This window comes from Nocardia sp. CC227C (assembly GCF_030767025.1).
Taxonomy (GTDB): Bacteria; Actinomycetota; Actinomycetes; order Mycobacteriales; family Mycobacteriaceae; genus Nocardia.
Genome location: NZ_JASITE010000002.1, coordinates 435,896 through 457,194, shown reverse-complemented (window position 1 = coordinate 457,194; position 21,299 = coordinate 435,896). Strand labels below are relative to the sequence as shown.

Sequence of the window (21,299 nt, the reverse complement as noted above, 5' to 3'; positions counted from 1 at the left end):
CATGGAATCGAACGACAAGCGCCGACTGACGTTCCTTGTCGCCATGGTTCCGTTTCCGGTCCTGGTGATGATCGTGTTCGCCCTGATGATCATCGGGGCGCTGCTCCTGGTGAGTCTCGTGATCGGAACCGCCGGTCAATCGGCCTCGGCGGATCTGCACTATCAGTGCGACACCGCCATCGGGCCGGACCCCTCGCTCACCGAAACCCCGGTGACGTCCCCCGTGACCGCGACCGCCGCGGCCACGGTCTCCGCGCCGCCTTCGACCAATCCGTACGCCGCCATCACCCTGGACCCCGACGACACCGAAGTCTCCCAGTGGCAACGCGATTGCGTCGAGGCCATGCGCTCGGCCCCGTATCAGCTCCCCGCTCTGCGGATGCCCAACACCGACCCCACCGGGGCATGTGCCGGGCAGCTCGCGATGACGCTGGACGGCAGGCGGTGGGGGGCGGGGGCCGAGGGTGTGTCCGGTGCCGCCGACCTGCCCCGGTCCGTCGTCTATTCGGCCGAGCTTTCCGCGACCACCGGTACGTGTGCGCTGGTGGCCGCGCCCACCCCGGACCCCAGCCGGTCCGGCTGCGCACCCGTGCTGCCGATTACGATCGCCGGGCAAGGGCTGTGCGGGCAGCGCGTGGACCCGTCCGCGGTTTCGGCGGGTGATCTGGTGTTCTGGGAGTACCGGAACAACGCGCCGACTCGGGTCGGTGTGGTCGTCGGCGACGGATGGATCGTCACGGGCGATCCGTCGGCCGGTGGGTTCGTGCGGCAAGCCGTCCCCGATGGCGACGACGTCCGGGTGAAGCGAGTGCTCGGCATGGCAAGTGGTTCCTGAATTTCCGCCGAACTCCCGCTGAATTCTTCGCTGCGAATTTACTGATTGTTCGTTTCTGCGACAATCGCGAGCCCTGTAATCCGCCGCTGTCCGTCGATACGTTATTCGCGTGTACATTACGCCGGATATTCGGCGATGGATTCGGGAAAAGCCATCGCGGCGTCGCGCGGCGTGGATGACGTCCTGCTTCCTACTGCTGGTACTGGTCCCCGGCGCGGTGGGCACCGTCGCGACCGCACAACCGGGCACCGCGCGGGCGAGCGCCGCGGTGAACAGCGGGCTCGGCTGGATGGAAATCCGGGACACCTCCGGTGTGCCGTTGGCGGAATACCATTTCGCGACCGATCACGGGTCGTTGCTCGAGCCCGGAAACGGGATGTGGGCACTGCTGATCACCCTGGAATTCGCCGGTTACATGGTCATAGTCACCACGGCGATCTGGCTGATCGGATACGTACTGAGTTTTCGCTGGCTCGATCTCTTCGCCGACGCGCTGACGGGTGTGGCGGACGGGGTGGCCGCGCAGTTGGCGACTCCGACGGCACTGCTCACCGCCGCCACGATCGGGGCGGTCGTCGTGGCCTGGCTGCTCGTGCGCGGGTATCACGCCAAGGCCGCGGCGCAGACGATCGCCATGCTCGTCGTCGCGGTATTCGGCCCGATCTTCCTCGCCGAACCGCTCGCGGCGGTGCTGTCCTCCGATGGAGTGCTGGTACACGGGCGCGATATCGGGCTGTCGGTGGCGGCGGGACTCAACGGCGACGGCAATCCGCAGCCGAGCGGAGTGGTGGCGGCGGTGCAGGGCGACCTGGCGGACAACTTCGCGCGGCGGCCGCTACAGGTCTGGAATTTCGGGCACGTCGTGGACGGCCGGCACAGCTGCCGGGCGGCCTGGTCCGCGGGAATCCGGTCCGGTGAAGCGGCCGAAGTCGCCGACGGTCTGCGCGATTGCGGGGATACCGCCGCGCACGCGGCCATCGGGAATCCCGGTGCGGGTCAACTGGGTACCGGGTTGTCACTGCTGGTCTTCGGCTCGCTGCTGCTGGCGTTCGCGGCCTATCTGGGCCTGCAGATCATCCGGTCCGCGCTGGACGCGGTGTATCAGGGATTCATGGCGATCTTCGGCTTCGCGGCCGGGGGATTCGTCTACGGGCCGACGCAGACCTTTCTGATCCGCAATATCGTCGACATCGGGATGGCCGCCGCGCGCATGGTGGCCTACACCGTGTCCCTCGGCGTATACGTGCTGTTTCTCGGAAATCTGTTCCGGCTCGCCGGGGATCAGGTCTTGGCCGTTCTCACCATCGGCGGGGTCGTCGAGATCGTCGCGATCTGGCAGCTGCGGAAATTGAAGCGGGGCCTGGATCGCGGTGCCGGGTGGATAGCGAATCGGGTCGCGCTGACGGCGCAGGGCGGCGCCCCGGCCGGTTCCGGTGCATCCGATCCGGCGGCTCTCGGCATGGGGTCCGTGGGCGCGGCGAATTCGCTGTCATCCGGAGCGGGGCTGCTCGTCGGGCTTGCCGCCATGTCCACGGTCAACAAATCGCCGGCCACCGCGTGGCTGCTGGGCAAGACACGGAATCCGTTGTCGCCCTATGCACGCAAGCGCAGGAGGGCCGCACTCGACTTCATGGCGTACACGCCGATGACACTGGAACGGCAGCGATGGTTGCGGGCGAACCGTGACTCCTGGGAGCGTGCCGCCCGCTTTCGCGCCGCGAAGCACGGCGGTGTGGAAACGCCGCTGGCCGTCGCCGAGGTCATCGACTCGCTCATGGATTCCGGGATCCCCAAGGCGGAGCTCAACGGTGCGCTCGCCACCATCGGGGTGCGTCCGGACGACATGTTGCACGCCGACCGCGCCATCGCCGTGCAGAACGCGTCGATGTCGCAGAACACCTATCTGCCGAACCGGGTGCGACAGGCCCTCGCGGCCTGGGAATCGGTGCACAACCATCCGGTCGGGCCACAGCGCGAGATGCGCGAGCATCTGGCCTTCGCCGCGCGCGCACAGGTCGCGGCGCGCAAGCTAGCCCGGGATGCGCCGGGGCCGCGACCCGGTGCGGAGTCGGAGGTCGACTCGGCATTCGTCGATCTCGTGCGCCGGCACTGGGACTCTCCGGCGGCGCTGCGCACCGTCATCCCCGCGGACCGGTGGCGGTCGGTCGGCGCCGCGACCCGGCACGTCATCGGCACCGAGGCGGCCGAGGCTCACAGCGCGGCGGCCGCCCGGTACTACGAAGCGCCCACCGCGCGGAATCGTGCACTCGCCGACCGCACCGCGCGCAGAATCGCCACTCTCGGCCATGGACACCCCGATGAGGGGCCGGGTCCGTGGGATCACTGAGGGCGGGATCACCGAGGGTGGGATTACCGAGGGCCGACGCAGGCCACCATCGCGCCGTGCGCTGACGGTGGCGGGAATCGCGCCGTATCCATCTGTCCGGATTGATCCTTGTCGAAAGTACTCTGCGCTAACGGAATTCGGGCACGTTCTCGATCGATGAGGCAGGTCGGACCCTGTCGTCCGAGCCAGCCGCGGCCCGGTTGGTCGTGTGTTCCCAGTGGTGGTGGTCGGGATGGCGGCGGGAGTGGTCAGGATGGTTGGTGGGCGGTTTCCCGAATGGGTCGAGGAGGCATCGGATGGCCGTGTGGGCGGTGGCGTCGGACGGGGCGGGGGAGTGATGACGGTGGGTACCGAATCGGGGGCCGATGTCGAGATCGTCCCGGAGGCCACGGGTGAGCCGGACCCTTCGGTGTCGGTGGGGTTCGACGAGGACGGTGGCGCGGGACAGGTATCGGCGACACCGTGGATGCCCAGGCGGAACCACCCCGGGGGCACCACCGCGCCCGCGTCGGCACCCACCGCGCCCGTATCGGCGGCCGGGCCGGGCTCGGGCACACCGGCCGTCGCACCGTCGGCGGTGACGCCCGCGGCCGGTTCGGGTGTGCTGCCGAACGCGGGTGTGGCGCAGCCCGGTGCGATCGTGCCCGTGGCGGCGGTGACCGGCCCGGATACCGCGGTGCCGGTGGCCGGGGCCCCGCTACCCGAGGATCTCGGCGTGCCCCGCGAGCGGTCGAGCCCGGGTCTCGACCGAGACGACGCCTCCGATGCCGACACCTCCGATGCCGATGCCGATCCATCCGGTATCGGGGACGCCTTGGCGCAGCTGCTGCCCGCCCTGTCACAGGCCCTGTCCACACCGGACACCCCCACCACCCGGGTGACCGGCCCCGACACCACCGATTCCGACACCACCGATTCCGGCACCGGCACCGGCATATCCGACACCACCGTCACCGGACCCGACGACGAACCGGTCACCGTCGGCTTGTCCTCGCCGGCCGAGCGGGCCCTGCGAATCCTGAAGGTACTGGCCGCCCTCTACGGCGCACGCGAAGCCGCCGCCGCACCCGACACCGGCCTCGACTCGGCCAGCGGCAATACCGGCGGCGCCGGTGCGACAGCCACCGGCCACACCGCCGCCGCCCTGTTCCAGCGGCACGCGGCCACCGCCTTCACCAACCTCGACAACCGGCTCGCCAACTACGTCTCCAACCTCGCCGGCGCCAACACCGTGGACCGCGCCCAACTCCTGCATCTCATCCGCGAAACCAATATCGCGCTCGCCACCCTCGGACCCGACACCTACACCCCGGCGGGCCAGCGCAAAGCCCATCAGATCCTCACCCGCGCCCTCCAGTACGCCCACCAGATCGTCGGCACCGGCCAGGCCAATTCCGCCGAGACCGCCACGCACATCAACCAACTCACCAACCACTACCTCCACAACCTCGCCGGACAGAATCCGGCCACCAGCACCGGTGTCGGCGGCGGCGCGGGCAGCGGCCGCTTCGCACTCCCCGCCCAAGGCACCTTCACCTCCGGATTCGGTCCTCGCTGGGGTAAGCACCACGACGGCGTCGATATCGCCAATGCCATCGGCACGCCGATCCTCGCCGTGGCCGACGGGGTGGTGGTGGCCGCCGGACCGGCCAGCGGATTCGGGCAATGGGTGAAGATCCGGCACGCGGACGGCACCGAGACGATCTACGGGCACGTCGACAGCTATTCGGTCCAGCCTGGGCAGCAGGTCAGCGCCGGGCAGCAGATCGCCCGGATGGGCAATGAGGGCCGTTCCACCGGCCCGCACCTGCATTTCGAGGTACGGCAGAACGGTTCGGCCGTGGATCCGCAGCCCTGGCTCGCGCAGCGTGGGATTCGGGTGGCATAGCTCGGCTCCGTGCCCGCCACGTGCCCGCCGACCGGCCTCGGCACAACTCGCGGCCGCAGCGCTACCGGGCCGTTTGTGCTCTGTGCACAACACGCCCCGCCGACTGTGGTGTCCGGGTACGTTCCCAGGGCTGCGGTAGGCCGTTAGCGTTCGACTTGCTGAGTACGGAACGGATGAGGGTCGTGTCTGTGGCTGTCGATCATTTTGTCTGGCATCGGGCCGAATTCGCCCCGGGCGCGCCCAGTCTCGAAGACCATCGTCTCAGCTGGGGATATCGCGAATTCGTCGAGCGTGTCGATGCCGCGGCCGCCCACCTGGCCGTTACGGGTGTTCGGCGTGGTGCCACGGTTGCGATCGTGCTGCCCAATCGGCTGGAGTTACTGGTGGCTCTGATGGCGGTGTGGCGGCTGGGTGCGATCGCGGCACCGCTGGACCCGGACGGCGGCGAGCCGCTGGTCGAAAAGCAGATCGTCGCCGCCGACGCCGTGGTGGTGCTGGATGATCGCCCGGTGCCCGACGCTCCGCATCGGATCGCCGGGATTCCGCGCTTGGCGGTCGAGGTCCTGGCGCGACCGGTGCCCGTCGGATGGGTCGCTCCGCCGGAACCGACGGGCGAGGATTCCGCTCTGGTGTGTTTCGGGTCCGGTGCCGGGCCGGATTGCGGCGAGTTTTCCCACGGGTGGCTACACGAGGTGGCGGCCGATACGATCCGGTGTCTGGGTCTCACCGGATCCGACCACTGCAGGATCTCGCTGCCGTTGGCCCGAGCCGATGTGATCGGAATGAATTTCGTTGCGGCGATGGTGCTGGGATCTCGGCTCAGCCTGGTCTCGGCCCGGACACCGCCTACTCGGACACCGCCGACGAGAGTGTCGGCGTGCTCGGGTTTCGCGACATTCGGGGCCCAGGTGCCGTAAGGCCGAGCCCCGCGCACGATCCTGCTGAGAGGTCCAGCTCGATGACTGTTTCCGCGCTCCCACCCGAACATCGAGCCGCCGTGTCGTCCGAGCCGTCACCGGCTCTGGTAGCCGGTGTGATCGAGGAGATCGGGACGGCGTTGCGGGCGCGGGAATCGGAAGTGGTCGAGGAGATGACCCTCCGAATACTCAACGAGAACGACTTCACGCGCGCCGATCCGAGAATGGAGAAAATGCGGATCGCCGCGATCCACTCGAATGTTTCGACCATGATCGAGATCTTGGCCAACAACATTCCGCTCGAGCACATGCAACCCCCGATCGCCGCGGTCGAGTCCGCGCGCCGGGCGGCGCAGCGCGAGATCCCGTCCAACCTTCTGGTGCGGTCGTACCATATGGGACAGAACTCGATCATGCGCACCCTCCACGAAGAGGTGGAGCGCAGAAGGCTGCCGGTCGAATTGGGGCTGGCCGTGGTCAAGCTGCTCAACGACAGAATCTACGCCTATGCCGACTGGATCACCTCGTACGTTTTCGAAACCTATGAGGCCGAACGCATTCGGTGGATAAATGCTCGCGGCACAGTGAATTCCTCCACCGTTCAGGGTCTGCTGTCCACGACGGCTCCGGATCAGGCCGCTTTCGAGGACGCCACGGGTTACCGCTTGGACCGAACCCATGTGGCGGCGTTCCTCTGGTACACCGGCGGAGACGAGTCGACCGTGCTGAACGTGCTCGGTTCGGCGGCACGGGCGCTCGCCCGTGACCTCCAGACCGATGGGCCACCATTGGTGACCGCGGTCGACCGGCGCTTGGTGTGGGCATGGCTGCCGTTCGGGGAGCATCGCCCGGCTGTCGAGATCCCGGAGTCGTGGGCGGCGGGTGGGCTGCCGGCCGGGATCCGGCTGGCCTCCGGGTTGCCCGGTCGGGGACTGTCCGGGTTCCGACGCTCCCATCAGCAGGCCGAGGCCACCTATTTCGTGGCCACCGTCCCGGACTCGCCGCCCAGTCGGTCCATGAGCTTCGGTGACCCGGGCGTGGCGGTGGTGTCACTGTTGACTCAGAACCTGGATGCGACCCGGGCCTGGGTCCGAGAGGTGCTCGGGGAACTCGCCAACGATACCGAGCAGGCCGCGCCCCTCCGGGACACCCTGCGCACCTACTATGCGACCGGCGAAAGCCATCTGCACACCGCGCAGCAGATGATCCTGCACCGCAACACGGTCAAGTACCGAATCACCAAGGCGCTGGACATGATCCAGGACGGCAGCACACCGCACAGCAAGCTCGATATCGCCGTGGCCCTCGAGGTCTGCAGCCTGCTCGGGCGCAAGGTCCTGCGCGCACCCCAGCGCTAGCCAGCCGCCCCGGTGAGCGTGCGGTACCTTCGGCACCGGGCATATGAGGTGGGCACCCGGGCATACGAAGCGGGCGCTGAGCGGGTGCCCCCGTCTCAGCGCCCTGTCTCGTACCGGATCAGCCGGTCGCGACCTGATCCTTGGCCGCCGTCGGCGTTCGCTGTCGTCCGAAGTACAGCATGCCGATCGACAGCGATGCGACGAGTAGCACCAGCATCGGGCCGAGCACCCATCCGACCCCGAAGTTGGCGATGATCGGAATCACCCCGGCCGTGACCAGCCCGCCACCGAAGAACGGTTCCAGCAGGAGCTGCTTGTAGCCGAAGGCGGAGTAGGCGGGTGTCTCCAGGTTGGGGTCGACCACGCGGAGCAGGATGAGCCCGGTGGAGGTGACACCCAGCGCCTGGCCGGTGTCGGCGATGCCGCGCTCGAACCAGAAGTTCGGCAGCATCCGCGGCGCCAGGAAGATGAAGGCGCCGATCGTCCAGGCCAGGCCCGCGCCGGCCAGCAGCAGGAACGGTCCGATGTTCGACGCGATGGCCGACAGCGACAGCGTTCCGAGTGCCGCGATCACCAGCACGTCGAGCGAGAATCCCTGCAACCGTTCGATCAGCTGCTGATCGACGATCTCGTCGCGGTCGAAGGCCTGGATGGCCAGCTGGACGATGATGCCGCCGACCATGGCGATCGGGAACAGCGGGACATAGGTGAACAGCTCGAAACTATCGGCCCACAGCTTCGATTCGACCCACTGGATGCCGGTGAGCAGCAGCCAGCCGATCAGCACGCCGAGCGCCAGCAGACCGAAGTGCAGGGTGAGCGTTTCGATGGATGCCGGCTGCACCGTCAGGGTGCCCGCGGCGCGGCGGCGCTCCTTCTCCACGATTCCGGCCTGTTCGGCCACCGAGGGCGAGGCGTCGCTGTGCAGGATCTGGGTCTTGTCGCGACGCACACCCCAGTTGATCAGGGCGATGCCCACGATGATCCCGGACAGGATGCCGATGGTGGCCATGCCGAGGGCGAGGTCCTGCGCCTCCGCGAATCCGAATTCGGCGAAGGTGTCGGCCATTCCGGCGGCGGTGCCGTGGCCGCCTTCGAAGCCGATCTCGATCAGTGTGCCCGTCCATACGGGCACATCGAACAGCGGGACCAGTACGAGTATCGCCAGCAACAGGCCGACGACGTACTGACCGCTGGCGATGGTCATACCGAAGGAGATCTGCGGCCCGGCGATGTGCAGGGCCTCCTTCGGCGACGGCAGGCGATGTCCCATGAACAGCCCGGCGAACACCAGTGAGATGAGCAGGCCCGGCAGGCTGCTCCAGACATCGAGGATCTCCGAGGTGAACAGGCCAGCATCGGCCATCCCGTCGAATCCCACCGCCGCGGCGATCCGACCGAGCACATCGGGGCCGATCAGCAGCGCGAGCACACCACCGATGATCGAACTCGGTATGAACAGCTTCTGCGCCAATCGCCATTTCACTCGGATGATCTTGGAAACCAACATCATCACTCCGATGAGGAGCAGCGCGAAACCTATTGTGTTCGCAGACATCAAGACCCTTTCAGCGCGGCTCCGGGCACCCGAGGCAGATGCCCGGCAGCGCGTATTCGTCACGACGGTGGCACGACGTGTGTAACGGGCCGCCATCGGCGGCGACAACCCGAGACAACTTCCCTCTAAGTACCGTGCCGCTAATCAGCGGTACGTTATTGAGTGTGTCACAGGCATCGGACGTCCCTTCCCGGCAGTGGGAAGCCCCACCGATGCGTCTCGGGCCGCCGTCGTCCTCAGGCGGGGCCGTCGGTGCTCGGGGCGTCGCCGAGATGTAGCGAGACCGCAGGGCCGATGCGGGCGACCAGGCTGTCGCGGGGTTCGGAGGCCACTGGCTCGACCCGCAGGACGTAGCGGAGATAGGCGACGCCCACCAGGTGTGCCATGGCCAGGTCGATACGCAGTTCCGCGTCGGAAACCGGTAGGGCGGAGGCGATCTCGGAGTAGACGCGGCCCTGGATGAACTGGCGGACCAGTGCCGCGGACTCGTCGTGGGTGGCGGCTCCGCGCAGGATGGCCAGCAGCGGAGCCCGGGTGTCGGGGTGATCCCAGATCTCGAAGAAGGCGCGCGTCAGGCGTTCGCCGAGGAGTTCCGGAGGGCCGTCGGTGATGCGGGCCGCGATCTCGGCGGGTTCGAACGGCCACCCCATGGCGGCGCGGAAGAGTTCGGCCTTGCTGCCGAAATAATGGCGGATGAGGCCCGGGTCGACGCCGGCCTCGGCCGCGATCTCGCGCACGCTGGTTCGCTCGTAGCCGGTGGCGGCGAAGCGGCGGCGGGCCGTGGCCAGCAGGACCTCGCGGGTATCGGTTTTTCCTGGTCTGCGTCCGATGGGGGGCATGGTGTCGGAAATTCTACAAGCGTTGACTTCTGGGGTGTGGCGGCTCTAGTCTGTGGAAAAGAATTCCACAGGTGAGGAGTTTTCGAGAATGCCTGCTCCACGCTGGGTCGCTCGCCTCAACAAGGCCGGGCTCAACCGCATCACGAGGTTCATCGCGCCGTGGGCTCCCGGGTGGGCGGTGGTCGTGCATCGCGGCCGCAAATCCGGCAAGGTCTTCCGCACGCCGCTGTGGGCGTTCCGCCGCGACGGCGGGTTCGTGATCGCGCTGACCTACGGACCCGAATCCGATTGGGTGCGCAATGTGCTCGCGGCCGGACACTTCCAGCTCGAGACACGTCGGCGCACCTACGAGGTCAACAGTCCGCACGTCTACCGTGACCCCACGGCCGCCGATATGCCCGCCTTCATTCGTATTATGCTCCGGCACGTGATCAAGGCGCCGGACTTTCTGAGCGCGAACGTGGTCCGCGAATCGACGCCCACCGCCGACTGACCGAATGGCTGGGAACCGTTGTCGCAGGACTCCTGCACAGGTTGATCGCCGAGGGGTCCGGTGAACTGGAATGATCGCCGACCACAGCACTTTCCCGCAGCGCTCGCCGTCATAGCAGAGTCGGTTCGTCCGGAGCCGCTACATGCTTGCGCACTGCGTCGGGCACCGGCAGCACACCCGCGTCCTCGAGTTCGGTGACCGTGAGGCACGGCCCCGAGCAGATCCGATCGAGCAGTTCGGCTTGGACTGAATGCAATTCGATACACCGGCCGACCACATTCAGCAACTCCAGCAGTTCGGTGGTGAACCGAGCCGGCCACTGCTTGGGGTTGATGTCGTCCAGCGGTGAGGTGCGTTTGCCGCCGGGATTGCGTTTGCGGTAGTCGAACCAGTGTTTGACCACCTTCAGTCCGGATACCTCGTACTCCCAGACCGTCCGCGGCACCGGGGCGATGCGGCCGGATCCGATGTGCAACGTCTCGGTGGCCGGCTCGTAGGTGATGACGTCCGGCATTTCGGAGGTGCTATCCGGTATGGTTGCGGTGACTCGGGGTCGTCGGTGCGCGTCGAGCCGCGGCGTGCTGTGCGGGCGGCCCGCATCGGGGTCGGTGTAGCGATGCCCGAATGTATGCAGCCAGAGCACTTCCCGGCCCAGCCGGACCGCATCGGTCCAGCTTTCAAGATCTGTGGTGAGTGGGATTCGAACACCGGGATTTCGCAGATCCTGCGCGAATCGTGTCGTGTAGGCGGGATGGGCCGTGACCGCTGCGACGTACGCGAGCAGGTCCTCGGCGTTGACCGGCGTTCCGAGACGGGAACCCACACAAGTATGCAACCCGGGTGCGGTGTTCGGCATCAGCCCGGCCGCATCGCGGTACAGCGGGAGCACTCGGCCGCCGCGGCCGTTGAAGTGGTGCATGCTGGGGACCAGATCGGTGAACACCAGCGCCGGGCCGGCGGTTATCGGATGGGCATGCTGTTCGGTGACGTAGATTTGTTGTGGGCCACGCACTTCCCAGAGCGGTCTGCGAGCGAAGTCGATGACTCGTGCGTCATAGATGAGGTGCTGACGATCGAAACTGCGGAGGGCGATGGGCTCGATCGTGGGATCGGTACGAGTCTGTTCGGCCAGTGGCGTTCTCGGCGGCTCGGCTCCGGGCAACGCGGGAGGATTACTCGTCAGGCCACGATCTCGGGTCGCCTTCATCAACTCGGCCTTTTCCGTGGCGGTACTTCGAATCAGGCGATCCCACCTACGGACCAGGGTGACCCGATCCGGCGCCTGCACCCAGTTTCGATTCGGCTTCACGCCGGTCTGCGACCACGGTAGCAGGTCTCCGACCAGCGGGTATCTGTCCCATTCACCGGTGCCGGCCGGGCTGAACGGGGCATGCCAATCGTCGGCGGTCGGGATCCACCGCGGCCCGTCCGGTCCCAAATCCGCGAGAGCCGCGAACTTCTCGGAACGCCGCCCATGGACGGCGGTGTAGTGGACTCGTGCCGCCCGACTGGGATCAGAGGTGCCACGGCGCACGAAAACACCTATGCACAAACGGTGTTGAACGCCGGGAAACACGCGGGTGCCGACCGGCGGTTGATGCTCGCCCTCCGGCGAAACGTCGATGATCCACCCCTCATCCGCCGTGCGGCGCAGATATTCACGCATTCCGGAGTAACCCCGCCCCGTCGTGAAGGAGGACGGAGTAATGAAGGCGACGATCCCGGCGGGTGAATCCGGGTGCGCGTCGAATACCTTCCAGGTCGCCCACCGCCAGAAGTACACGTACAGATTCGACAGCACATACTCGTACCTCCCGAATCCTGTGGCGCGGAACGCATCCAGCGGCGCACGCACCCCCCGATGACCGCTGCCGGACTCGACCCACCCGCCCATTCCCTTGGCGCGCTCCCGATACGGCGGGTTCGCGATCACCACCAGTACGCGCGACTCGCGCTTGACCTTGTTCGCGTTGGCGCGGGACCGGGCGATCGGCTCCAGGATCGACGGTATGTAGGTGTGCTCGACGCCCGGGTCGTCGAGGGTGTCGGCGATGAAGAACCTGACCTTCTGCTCCGGGATCTCGGCGCCGTGTTTCGACTTCAACGCTTGGTGCACCCGTAGTTCCGCGACCGCGAACGGGCCGGTCTGGCGCTCGAACCCGATCAGCCGTGTGAACAGAGCCTGTAGCTGCGGTCGCACCGCGCCCTCGCCCTGTTCCTCCGCAATGGTCCGCGCTACCCGGTCGACGATATTGAGCAGGTAGGTGCCGGTGCCCATGGCGGGATCCACGATCTCCACCTCGTCGGTTGCCAATCCCCACTCCCTGCCCAGCCGATCGCGTAGCAGGCGATCGACGAAGCCGACCATGAACGACACGACTTCGTTCGGGGTGTAGTACGAGCCGCTCTGTTGACGCAGCGCTGGGTCGTACTCCTCCAGAAATCGTTCGTAGAAATGCAGATAGGTATCGGTGTTGCCGCGGCTCAATGTGTCCCAGTCGACGGCGCCGACGACACGTTGCATGGTCTTGACGACGACGCTGCGCTCCTCGACCCCGTGACCGGTGAGCACTGTCAGGGAACGACCCATGAGCGAGTGCTTCTTTCCGAGCAGTTCCGCGATTTCGGCCAGGGTGCGCTTCTCGAAGGAGATGCCGTCCACACGGGCGAGCAGCAAGGCGAAGGTCACCGTCTGCGCATACGAATTGGCGAACTCCTCGTCCGTGAGTCCCGGGAACATGTACTGCCGCCAGTCTTCGGCGAGCCCGGTGAAGATCGGGTCCTCCTCACGCCCGTCCTGTTCCCGGGCGAGAGTATCGGCTACCTCGGAACGCAGCAGCCGGCACAGATTGGCGACGGCGTGGACCAATCGGGACACCGAGCGCGGCGGATCCGGCTTCCAGAGCAGGAAATCCGCGACCACCCTGATGAATTCATCGTCAGCCGGCCGGAGCTTGGCATCGGCATGGTGCAGGTCGCCGGTGAACCGGGCGACCTCGCCGACGCGTGCGCCGTAGCGGAACACAGCCCAGTGCGTGCCATCGCTGTACAGCACATTGGGCAGCAGCGTGAGCTTGTCCCATTGCTCGCGTTCGCGCTTGTCCGGATGCCACAGGGTGGGAACCTTCCGACCCGGAGCCTTCAACTCCGCGTATCCGATGCGCGCCCCCTCCACATCCACCATGAAGTCGGGACGGACGCCCAGCGCGTTGAGAGTCGTCTCGGCCACGGTGAGAACCTTGACGCCGAGCTTCGCGCCCACCTCGGTGAGCAGGTCACAGAATGGACCGCTGAGCTGATGCTCGGCCCCGCCCGCCCTGCTTCTGAGCCGAGGTCCGACTGCCGCGCCGAACGTGGCTACGGCAACGGCTATCGATTGTGAGAACTCCTCGGAGTCGACGTATTCAGTTCTCTTCCCCACAGCATTCCCCACAGCTCTCGAACGCACTCGATGAACTGAATGTTCGCACAGGGCAGACGATTTCGTTGTGAAGTTCGGTCAAGGAGTGCGCAATCGAAGCTGGCCGTGCCGGTGTGCGTGCGGGTCGGCGGTGAGGACAGTCAGGACTTTCGGTCGCGAGGTGCTTCCGCTGTCGGCTGAACACGGGCCGAGGTGAGCTGACCGATCGGCATGCGGCGTCGCGGCACGTATGTGAGCATTGTTCGTCACACACACGCGCATTACCGGGGGAGAAGTGGGTCCGTCTCGAAAAGACGGGCAGCTGAAGGCAATTCGTGAGCTGCTGGCGGATGAACCGCTGACAACGGATGAGCTGCTCGGCCGGCTCGAAGCCAGGGGAATTCGGAGGCTGGACCCTACGGATCTGTACCTGCTCCTTCACGAGAGCCGGGTCGCGGAATTCGATAAGGCCACCGGGCGCTGGTATGAGCCAGGTCGCCCAGCCGACGCGGGGAACGATCGAACAGGCAGTCGCGAACAGAGCGCCGATTCCGGGGGCAAAGCGGGAAATACCAACGCTGCGTTGCGCCGCGAACTGCGCAGCCTGCGAGAACGGACTGTGCGTGATGCCGAGGCGCCAGGCCCACAGACCGTGCCGATGGCGGACGGCTGGAAGGAGATCGCGGCTGCGGCGCGGTCGGCGCTGACCTTCGAGCGACAGGCGGCAGTCAGCAAAACGGCGTGGCAAAACACCGAACTCGTCGACGGGGAGATCTTGGAGGAGACTCCCGCGCGGCGGATCGTGCGATACGAGATTCAGGGCAGCGACAGCGTGCGGGAGGGAACCACAGCGACTTTGCTTCCGCCGGAAGGGATGCTCGGACAGCACAATGGCGGCGTCGACGTCGCCGTGCTCACGCAATACGGATCCGAGATCACCATCGATATGGCTGCTGATCACCCGTTCTGGGAGCGCGCGCGGCTCCGGTGCGATCTGTCCTACCTGGTCACCGAGCAGAGCTGTCGATTCTCCGAACTGCTCGCAGGACCGGTGCCGGGATTCGACACCGCCGCCGCGCTGCAACCGGTGACCGCAGACGGCGTGCTCGATCAGGTGCCGGATGTCGAACCGTATACCGGTGCAGGGCTGAATGATCGGCAACGCCTGGCGGTCGCGCACGGACTGTGTACCCGACTCACCTGGCTGTGGGGTCCGCCGGGCACCGGCAAGACGACGACCCTGGCCGCATTGCTGGCCGAGCTGCTCGACAGGGGAAAGACGATCCTGCTGGCCGCTCCGACCAATGCCGCGATCGACGTGGCACTGAGTGCTCTGGTCAACCGCCGCCCGCAGTGGCCGAGCGGTGCGGTGGTGCGAATCGGTCCGACGGACAACGATGTCCTCACCGGGCGCAAGCCCGCCGTTCTGCTCGATGAGATCGCCGCCGAGCAAGGTGCCGAACCCGCGCGCCGACTCGTCGAGATCCGCGGCGAACTCGCGGCGTTGCGCGACCTGCATCGAACCGTCCCCGACAATGACCCGAGCCGTGCCCAGGAACGGACCGCACTGGTCCGCAAAATCCGCGATCTCGAAGGGTTCGTCAAGGGGCTGGTCGAATTGCTCGGGGATGTGCGTGACCAGGTGATCACGCGGGGACAACTCATCGCGTGCACATCGCACCAGATCGTGCTGAAAGAAGTGGTGCGGCGCAAAGACTTCGACGTGGTCGTCATCGATGAAGCCAGTATGATGACCGCCGCGATGACGATGCTCGTCGCGGGGACCGGGGCCGGCCACACGATCGTGGCCGGTGACTTCCGCCAGCTGCCGCCGATCGTGCAGTCCGCGGAGAGCCTGGCGCGTGAATGGCTGGGGCAGAGCGCATTCGAGAAGTCCAGTGTAGCGAGAGCGGTGGGCTCCGACAGCTCGCCCGCCAATCTGGTCGCCCTCGAAACCCAGCATCGGATGCGACCGTCGATCGGGGGGATCATCGGCACCGCCTTCTATCCCGAGGTGGGACTCGCGACCGCACCGTCCGTGCGGCACCGTCCAACTCGGACGATCTCCGACGACGAGCCGCAGCTGCTTCTGATCGATACGTCGGACCTTCGCGCGCCCTTGGCTCGCCGTGAAGGGATGTCGTCCCGCTACAACGTCATGCACGCACAGCTGGCGGCCAATGTCGTCACCGCGCAACTGCGCGGTGCGACTGAGCCGGGAAGTGTTGGGCTGATCAGTCCGTTCGCGCCACAGGCCAGGTTGCTGCACGCGCTCGCACCCGAGCGCGACTCGCGGGTTCTCGCCTCCACCGTCCACCGGTTTCAAGGCGGTGAGACCGATGTGGTGCTCTACGACGCGGTGGAGAGCAGCGGTAGCGATCTGCAGCCGCACAGTTGGTTCACCAAGACCCAAGCGGGCAGTGAAGGTGCGCGTTTGCTCAACGTCGCGATGAGCCGCGCTCGCGAGCAGGTCATTCTGCTGGCGGACATGGGGCGCATCCACCGCGGTCAACCGGCCCAGCCCACACCGGTGCGAAGGTTTCTGAACCTCCTGAAACGCGAAGCACAAGAATGGACGTGGCGCGCGGTTGCGCAGGGCCCCGGGCCGACACGGGTCGAGAACGACCTGAGGGCACTCGGCGACGATCTGGCGAGTGCGAGCGAATGCGTCGAGATCTTCTCGGAAACGGTGGATGGACCCGAGACGCGCTGGATACTCGACATACTCAGCGAACTACCCGAGACTGTGAAGGTCGGATTCTGGTTCGGCCGTGCGGGCATCGGTTCGGTTGTCGAGCAGGCGCTGAGCAAACACCACACCACACTTCATCCGCTGCGCCGGTGCCGGGAGTCGTTCGTGGTCATCGATTCCGTGCTGTGGTCGGCACAGTCACCCATTCTCGGCCGCGCACCGGGCCTCTTGCTGCGCACCGGTCATTCCGGACTCGCCCGAGCAGTACGACGGCAGTCGTTGCGTCGTACTGTCCGCGGTGTGCCCGGCACAGGCCAGAGCGCGGAACGCTGCGCCTGCGGGTCGCTGCGGATGCGCGCCGAGATCAACGGTGGGCCGCGCGCGGGCATCCACAGCCTGTGCCCGCGCTGTCGGAGCTGAGGTCACAACGAACCGAGGATCCGGGCAGGCGCATCACGCGCATGATGCCGACGGGACAGAGCTCGATCGTCCATGTCGTGTAGATCGCGATGAAGCAGACCGGTACACGACTCGTGCCGATGTCGGCTGTCAGTCGGCTCTCACGCCTGATAGTGGTATTAACAGTTTGCAGATGTGGTTGTGGAGGTCAGAATACTCGCACCCGGTCGATGCAGGCAGGTGAAGTAGCAGATCGGGTAGAAATCCGATGTAGGCAACGCGGTGCCCGTGCGACAGTCCCGGCAGTGCGCATTGTCATGCGCATTGCCCTGTGTGGTGCAACGCGCGTAGCATCTGGCCCTGTGCAGCGAGACGATTCTCGCCCAGCTGGTTGATACGGAGAAGTTCGATGTCCCAGTCCGTCCGAGTTCTACTGATGCTGATCGCCACCCTGTTCGGTGTGATCGTCGGGCTCATCGCCGGAATCCTCACCGTTGTCGATGGTGGCTCGCTGTCCTCCGCGGTCGTTCATGGCGCGGCTGGGTGCGCCGGCGCGAGCGTCTTCGCCCTCACGATCATCGCCTTCCTGTTCGGGTTCCGGCAGTGAGCGGCATCGAGAACCGTCTGGTCTCTCGGAAGGAGATCGCCGCCTTGGCGGGCGTCAGCAGGGCGATCCTCTCGACATGGCAGCGGCGGCACCCCGGCTTCCCTCGCCCACGAACCTCGGACCAGCAGGACTTCTTCGTTCTCGCCGATATGCTCGAGTGGCTGAAGACCCGCCCCATCCCCGAGCGTCGTCTGTTACCGACCGAGAAGAAGGGCAGCACGTACGGGGATCGGGCAATCCGGAACGCACGTAGACAGGTCGCTGGCCGATCGGGACCATCTGGTACTCGGGATGGTTCAGGGCAGCGAATCTCCGGCTATGCCGGGGCCCTTGCCGAACTGTTCGGGCCAGTGGCCCAACGAGTGTGCGGTAGCGGACCGCAGATGGACTACTTGCAGCTTCTGCTGTGCGCGGTCTTCGTACGCGTCCAAGCTCCCGGGCAGTGGGCGCGGATCATCGATCTCTCCACCACAGCTGGTCGAGAGCAAAGCGATCCGGCGAAGCTACTGGACTCGATCGGGGCGATCGTTGACGCGGTACTGCGCGAGCACGGTGTGCTGCCGGGTATGCGGCCGGTCTTTGCGCGGCTGCGGCCGGACGCGGTCGAGGACGTGGCCCAGGTCCTACGGATATGCCATGATCTGGGCCGCGATTCGTTTCAGGCGATACTCGATCGTTTCGCGGAGTGGGGCCAGCGCGACAGCAGCGAGTTCTTTACACCATCGAGCATTGTGGGGCTGGTGACCGAGATCCTGCTCCGTGAGGTCGCAGACTCTGTACGGTGCCACGATCCCTATCTGCGGTTCGGAGAATTTCTCTCGGGGACGGTATCTGCTGTCGACGCTGTCGAGGTGACCGGGTACGGACGTCATCCGGAGCAGCTTCGCCTCGCGGCGATGAATATCGCGGTTCATGGCGCAGATGTCGGGAACCTGCTACCCGGCGATGCCTTGGCCGCCGGGGACCTCGTGGCGCGAGCGGTGGAGGCGGACATCGTCGTATCCAATCCGCCGTTCAACCAGAAGACGTCCGGCGAATGGCCTGCGCCCGAGGGAGGCTGGCCCTTCAACGCGCCGCCGAAGAAGAATGGCAACTTCGCCTGGCTCCAGCACGTATTCGCTTCGCTACGCGATGGCGGACGAGCAGGGGTGGTCATGCCGAATCAAGCCGCCGTGTCCGAAGACAAGGACGAACTCGCCATACGTGCCGCAATGGTCGAGAAGGGAGCCGTGGAATGTGTCATCGCCCTACCTCCAGGGCTGTTCGCTGCCACGCCTGTCCCCGTGAGTGTTTGGATTCTCACCCGTCGCGAGCAGAGCAGCGAACCCGTCCTCCTGATCGATGCCCGAGCTGCGGGTGAGAAACAGACCGGGAAGCGAGTCCTGCGCGAACAGGACCAGCGGGCGATCACCGAATGCTACTTCGAATGGCGTTCCAATCCAGCGGAATTCGATTCGAAGGAGCTGGACCAAGGGGGTGTCGCGATTGCTGTCAGCCGCGCCGACATCAAACGTAATGCGTACTCCCTCAGCCCCGCTGACTACCGCGCGATCCCCGGGGCGATCCCAGGCGACAATCGGGTCCCCCTCAGCGCCCTGTGCGAGATCCAGGCAGGCCCCTCGAACAAAATCATCAACAACATCGAGCCCGTGGAAGACGGGATCCCGATTATCGCGCCCAAACAACTGCGGCATCGCAGGATCACAGACGAACATACGCGGCGGATACCACCGGACGTCGCTGCCAGGATGGGAAAGTTCCAGCTCAGGGACGGAGACATCCTGTGCGTCAGGACTGGGACACCGGGCCCCTGTGCGATCGCCGATCGAGGCAACGAGGGCATGCTGTTCGGCACGGGACTGTTGCGGCTACGCGTTCACGACCCCGACTCAGCGGACGCACAGTATCTCCTCGCATTCCTCTCGCTTCCGTCTACCAAGACGTGGATCGAGAACAAAGCCGCTGGCACCAGCATTCCGTCCATAAGTTCAGCCAACCTCGGCAAGCTGCTCGTCCCCCTGCCATCCCTGGATGAGCAGAGGCGAATCGGTGCCGAGGTGGCCACTGCGGATGCGGACATCGCCGCCCTGCACAAGCAGATTCAGGCCGCCGAGGAGAAACGAACCAGAGCAGCCGCCGCCCTCTTCGCGAGGATGGCATCGTCACTTGACGACCACCAACATGATGCCGCCCCGACGGACAAGCGAACCTGAGGGGCAGCCGGAGGCGAACACCTGCTCGTTTCGGCCAGGGATATCACACCGAGCGCAGCGCACCCCGAGTCCATAGTCCAGATTCGAGATCGACAGTAGTTGTGGCGCACGAAATCTGTCGATGAGCCGAACTCGGGCTGCGGGGTGCGCGGTCATCGGAGGGCTGACAAGCTGTCGCACAACGTAATTGCCGGATGCTCGACCACGGGGTCCGCTACGGGATCGAGTCCATGACTCCGCCTCCCGTCGAGTCCCTTCCAGTCCTGTCAGCGCCCCGCGGAACCGCTCATCAGCGCCTTGAACGGCAGTGGCGGCGTGCGGAGGTTGGCGTCGGGGACGCCGGTGCCGTTGGGGTCGAGCAGGCCGTCGTCGTCGGCGTAGGCGCTCTCCCCGGGTGCGGCGTGCAGGGTGGTGACGTACTTCCACAGGCCGTCGGCCAGGGCCACGCCGCCCACCGTCAGGGTGCCGAGCAGGCCGCCGCCGGCCGCGAACGCCATGACCGCCGCCGGTGTGGTCGCCAGGCAGCCCGGACCGACCACCAGACACGATCCGAGGCCGAGTGCCGCGCCCACCAGCGCGCCCAGCACGAACCCGCCGAGAGTGCCGACCAGAGCGCCCTTGGTCATATTTCCGGCCCACTCACCCAGCGCCAGTTGGTTTTCCAGCGGTGAGGCGACCGGGCGCGGGCCGGTGTCGGGGGTGAGCACCAGCGTGTGGCCCGCATCGTTGATGTGGTGTCGAATCGGGTGCACCGTGCCGTCGAGTTCGAAGGCCAGTGGCAGGCTCAGTATTTCGCGGCCCGCCGTGTCGTGGACGAGTACCGTTCGTCCGTCCGCGGCGAGGGCGAAGGTCGCGTGGTCCAGGGTGGTGGTGACAGATCCGTCGGCGACGACGGAGCTGTAGTGTGCCGTCGGCGGTTCGGCGGCGGCGGGCGCGGCCGCCACGCCCATCGCCCCGGCGGTCACGATCGCGGCGAAAGCCGTTGTGCGAATGCGCATCATCGGTTCCCTCCGGTCAGTTCGCGGACGCCGGGACACTCGGCTTGCCCTGGACGAACGGGGCGTACTTGCTCTGGCCCGGCGCCGCGTTGAGCGTGGTCCAGTAGTCGAAGGCCGCCGCTGCCGCGGTGGGTCCACCGGCGAGGATGAGCCCGGTGAGCCCGCCGGCCGCGGCGACCATGCTGACAATGGGCAGCACCGCCACCACACAGCCCAGGCTCAACACCAGGCAGGACGCCCCGGCCAGCGCGATGCCCACGCCGACGCCCGCGACCGCGCCGATCGCGGTGCCGATCAGGCTGCCGACCGAGGTGCCCAGGCTGACCGCGTTGATGAGATCGTTCATGGCGAGCTGGTTCTCCAGCGGCGAGGCGACCGGTCGCAGCGCCGTGCGGTCCAGGCCGTCGAGCTCGGGGGTCAGCCGCAGGGTGCGGCCGTCGGCGGTGATCTGCTGCCGCAGCGGCAGCCGCTGCCCGTCGATGGTGAACGACAGCGGGAACACCTGGAGCGGACGTCCGGCGGTATCGCTGATCGTGACCGACCGGGTATCGGCGGCCAGGGTGAAGGTCCCGTTCTCTAGGGTGGTGACCACGGTGTCGTCGGTCAGGTTCGCCCGGAAGGAGACCGGTTCGGCGGCGGTCTCCGGTGCGGCCGTCGCGGTCGCGGTGCTGGTGACGACGCTCGCGGCCAAGAGGGCCGTGGTCAGGGCTGCTCGACGAATACTCATCTGTTGTTTCCTCATCATGGGTGTTGCG

At 66.5% G+C, this 21,299-nt stretch carries 13 protein-coding genes and 2 pseudogenes; 10 read left to right on the top strand and 5 right to left on the bottom strand.

Annotation, left to right across the window (positions count from 1 at the left end):
- Position 1: 1 nt before the first annotated feature.
- From QMO76_RS05140 to QMO76_RS05115, 6 genes and pseudogenes are all read left to right on the top strand, one after another.
- Complete coding sequence (locus QMO76_RS05140; protein WP_306360009.1) at positions 2-835, top strand: hypothetical protein; 834 nt, start codon at positions 2-4, stop codon at positions 833-835.
- Positions 836-1,010: 175 nt separating this feature from the next.
- Positions 1,011-3,182 (top strand): hypothetical protein, encoded by a 2,172-nt coding sequence (locus QMO76_RS05135; protein WP_306360008.1) that lies wholly within the window; start codon positions 1,011-1,013, stop codon positions 3,180-3,182.
- 232 nt (positions 3,183-3,414) lie between these two features.
- A pseudogene (locus tag QMO76_RS05130) lies at positions 3,415-4,617 on the top strand (DUF4226 domain-containing protein); the annotation flags it as partial.
- Between the two features lie 81 nt (positions 4,618-4,698).
- Positions 4,699-5,070: pseudogene (locus tag QMO76_RS05125) on the top strand (M23 family metallopeptidase); the annotation flags it as partial.
- Positions 5,071-5,090: 20 nt separating this feature from the next.
- Positions 5,091-5,987: an AMP-binding protein gene (locus QMO76_RS05120; RefSeq protein ID WP_306360007.1), complete on the top strand. Its 897-nt coding sequence runs from the start codon at positions 5,091-5,093 to the stop codon at positions 5,985-5,987.
- 41 nt (positions 5,988-6,028) lie between these two features.
- Positions 6,029-7,345: a CdaR family transcriptional regulator gene (locus QMO76_RS05115; RefSeq protein ID WP_306360006.1), complete on the top strand. Its 1,317-nt coding sequence runs from the start codon at positions 6,029-6,031 to the stop codon at positions 7,343-7,345.
- Positions 7,346-7,463: 118 nt separating this feature from the next.
- Here QMO76_RS05115 and QMO76_RS05110 read toward each other — a convergent pair whose 3' ends face one another.
- On the bottom strand, positions 7,464-8,903 hold the full coding sequence (locus QMO76_RS05110; protein WP_306360005.1) for a sodium/glutamate symporter: 1,440 nt from the start codon (positions 8,901-8,903) through the stop codon (positions 7,464-7,466).
- 236 nt (positions 8,904-9,139) lie between these two features.
- Positions 9,140-9,742 carry a TetR/AcrR family transcriptional regulator gene (locus QMO76_RS05105; protein WP_306360004.1) on the bottom strand — a complete coding sequence of 201 codons (603 nt, stop codon included), beginning with the start codon at positions 9,740-9,742 and terminating at the stop codon, positions 9,140-9,142.
- 88 nt (positions 9,743-9,830) lie between these two features.
- Here QMO76_RS05105 and QMO76_RS05100 point away from each other — a divergent pair, with 88 nt between their 5' ends.
- Positions 9,831-10,235 carry a nitroreductase family deazaflavin-dependent oxidoreductase gene (locus QMO76_RS05100; RefSeq protein ID WP_306360003.1) on the top strand — a complete coding sequence of 135 codons (405 nt, stop codon included), beginning with the start codon at positions 9,831-9,833 and terminating at the stop codon, positions 10,233-10,235.
- Between the two features lie 109 nt (positions 10,236-10,344).
- Here the strand turns inward: QMO76_RS05100 and QMO76_RS05095 are convergent, their stop codons facing one another.
- Complete coding sequence (locus QMO76_RS05095) at positions 10,345-13,464, bottom strand: type ISP restriction/modification enzyme (protein WP_306360002.1); 3,120 nt, start codon at positions 13,462-13,464, stop codon at positions 10,345-10,347.
- A gap of 466 nt (positions 13,465-13,930) precedes the next feature.
- Between QMO76_RS05095 and QMO76_RS05090 the strand changes: the two genes are divergently transcribed.
- The 3 genes from QMO76_RS05090 to QMO76_RS05080 all read left to right on the top strand — a co-directional run bounded on the left by QMO76_RS05090 (position 13,931) and on the right by QMO76_RS05080 (position 19,546).
- Entirely contained in the window at positions 13,931-16,747 is a 2,817-nt protein-coding gene (locus QMO76_RS05090) for a DEAD/DEAH box helicase (RefSeq protein WP_306360001.1), read from the top strand.
- Between the two features lie 388 nt (positions 16,748-17,135).
- On the top strand, positions 17,136-17,333 hold the full coding sequence (locus QMO76_RS05085) for a hypothetical protein (RefSeq protein ID WP_306360000.1): 198 nt from the start codon (positions 17,136-17,138) through the stop codon (positions 17,331-17,333).
- The gene (locus tag QMO76_RS05080; protein ID WP_306359999.1) at positions 17,330-19,546 is read left to right on the top strand and encodes a type I restriction-modification system subunit M/S; all 2,217 of its coding nucleotides are present in this window, start codon (positions 17,330-17,332) and stop codon (positions 19,544-19,546) included. The genes QMO76_RS05085 and QMO76_RS05080 overlap by 4 nt, the downstream gene beginning before the upstream one ends.
- Positions 19,547-19,812: 266 nt before the next feature.
- On the opposite strand, the gene QMO76_RS05075 is transcribed toward QMO76_RS05080, so the two are convergent.
- Entirely contained in the window at positions 19,813-20,544 is a 732-nt protein-coding gene (locus tag QMO76_RS05075; RefSeq protein WP_306359998.1) for a hypothetical protein, read from the bottom strand.
- Between the two features lie 16 nt (positions 20,545-20,560).
- Positions 20,561-21,271: a hypothetical protein gene (locus tag QMO76_RS05070; protein WP_306359997.1), complete on the bottom strand. Its 711-nt coding sequence runs from the start codon at positions 21,269-21,271 to the stop codon at positions 20,561-20,563.
- Positions 21,272-21,299 lie beyond the last annotated feature (28 nt).

What these genes read in the sequence shown, in the direction of transcription:
- QMO76_RS05140 (WP_306360009.1), top strand. Translation starts at nt 2, where the DNA reads ATGGAATCGAACGACAAGCGCCGACTGACGTTCCTTGTCGCCATGGTT.
- QMO76_RS05135 (WP_306360008.1), top strand. Translation starts at nt 1,011, where the DNA reads ATGACGTCCTGCTTCCTACTGCTGGTACTGGTCCCCGGCGCGGTGGGC.
- QMO76_RS05115 (WP_306360006.1), top strand. Translation starts at nt 6,029, where the DNA reads ATGACTGTTTCCGCGCTCCCACCCGAACATCGAGCCGCCGTGTCGTCC.
- QMO76_RS05110 (WP_306360005.1), bottom strand. Translation starts at nt 8,903, where the DNA reads ATGTCTGCGAACACAATAGGTTTCGCGCTGCTCCTCATCGGAGTGATG.
- QMO76_RS05105 (WP_306360004.1), bottom strand. Translation starts at nt 9,742, where the DNA reads ATGCCCCCCATCGGACGCAGACCAGGAAAAACCGATACCCGCGAGGTC.
- QMO76_RS05100 (WP_306360003.1), top strand. Translation starts at nt 9,831, where the DNA reads ATGCCTGCTCCACGCTGGGTCGCTCGCCTCAACAAGGCCGGGCTCAAC.
- QMO76_RS05085 (WP_306360000.1), top strand. Translation starts at nt 17,136, where the DNA reads ATGTCCCAGTCCGTCCGAGTTCTACTGATGCTGATCGCCACCCTGTTC.
- QMO76_RS05075 (WP_306359998.1), bottom strand. Translation starts at nt 20,544, where the DNA reads ATGCGCATTCGCACAACGGCTTTCGCCGCGATCGTGACCGCCGGGGCG.
- QMO76_RS05070 (WP_306359997.1), bottom strand. Translation starts at nt 21,271, where the DNA reads ATGAGTATTCGTCGAGCAGCCCTGACCACGGCCCTCTTGGCCGCGAGC.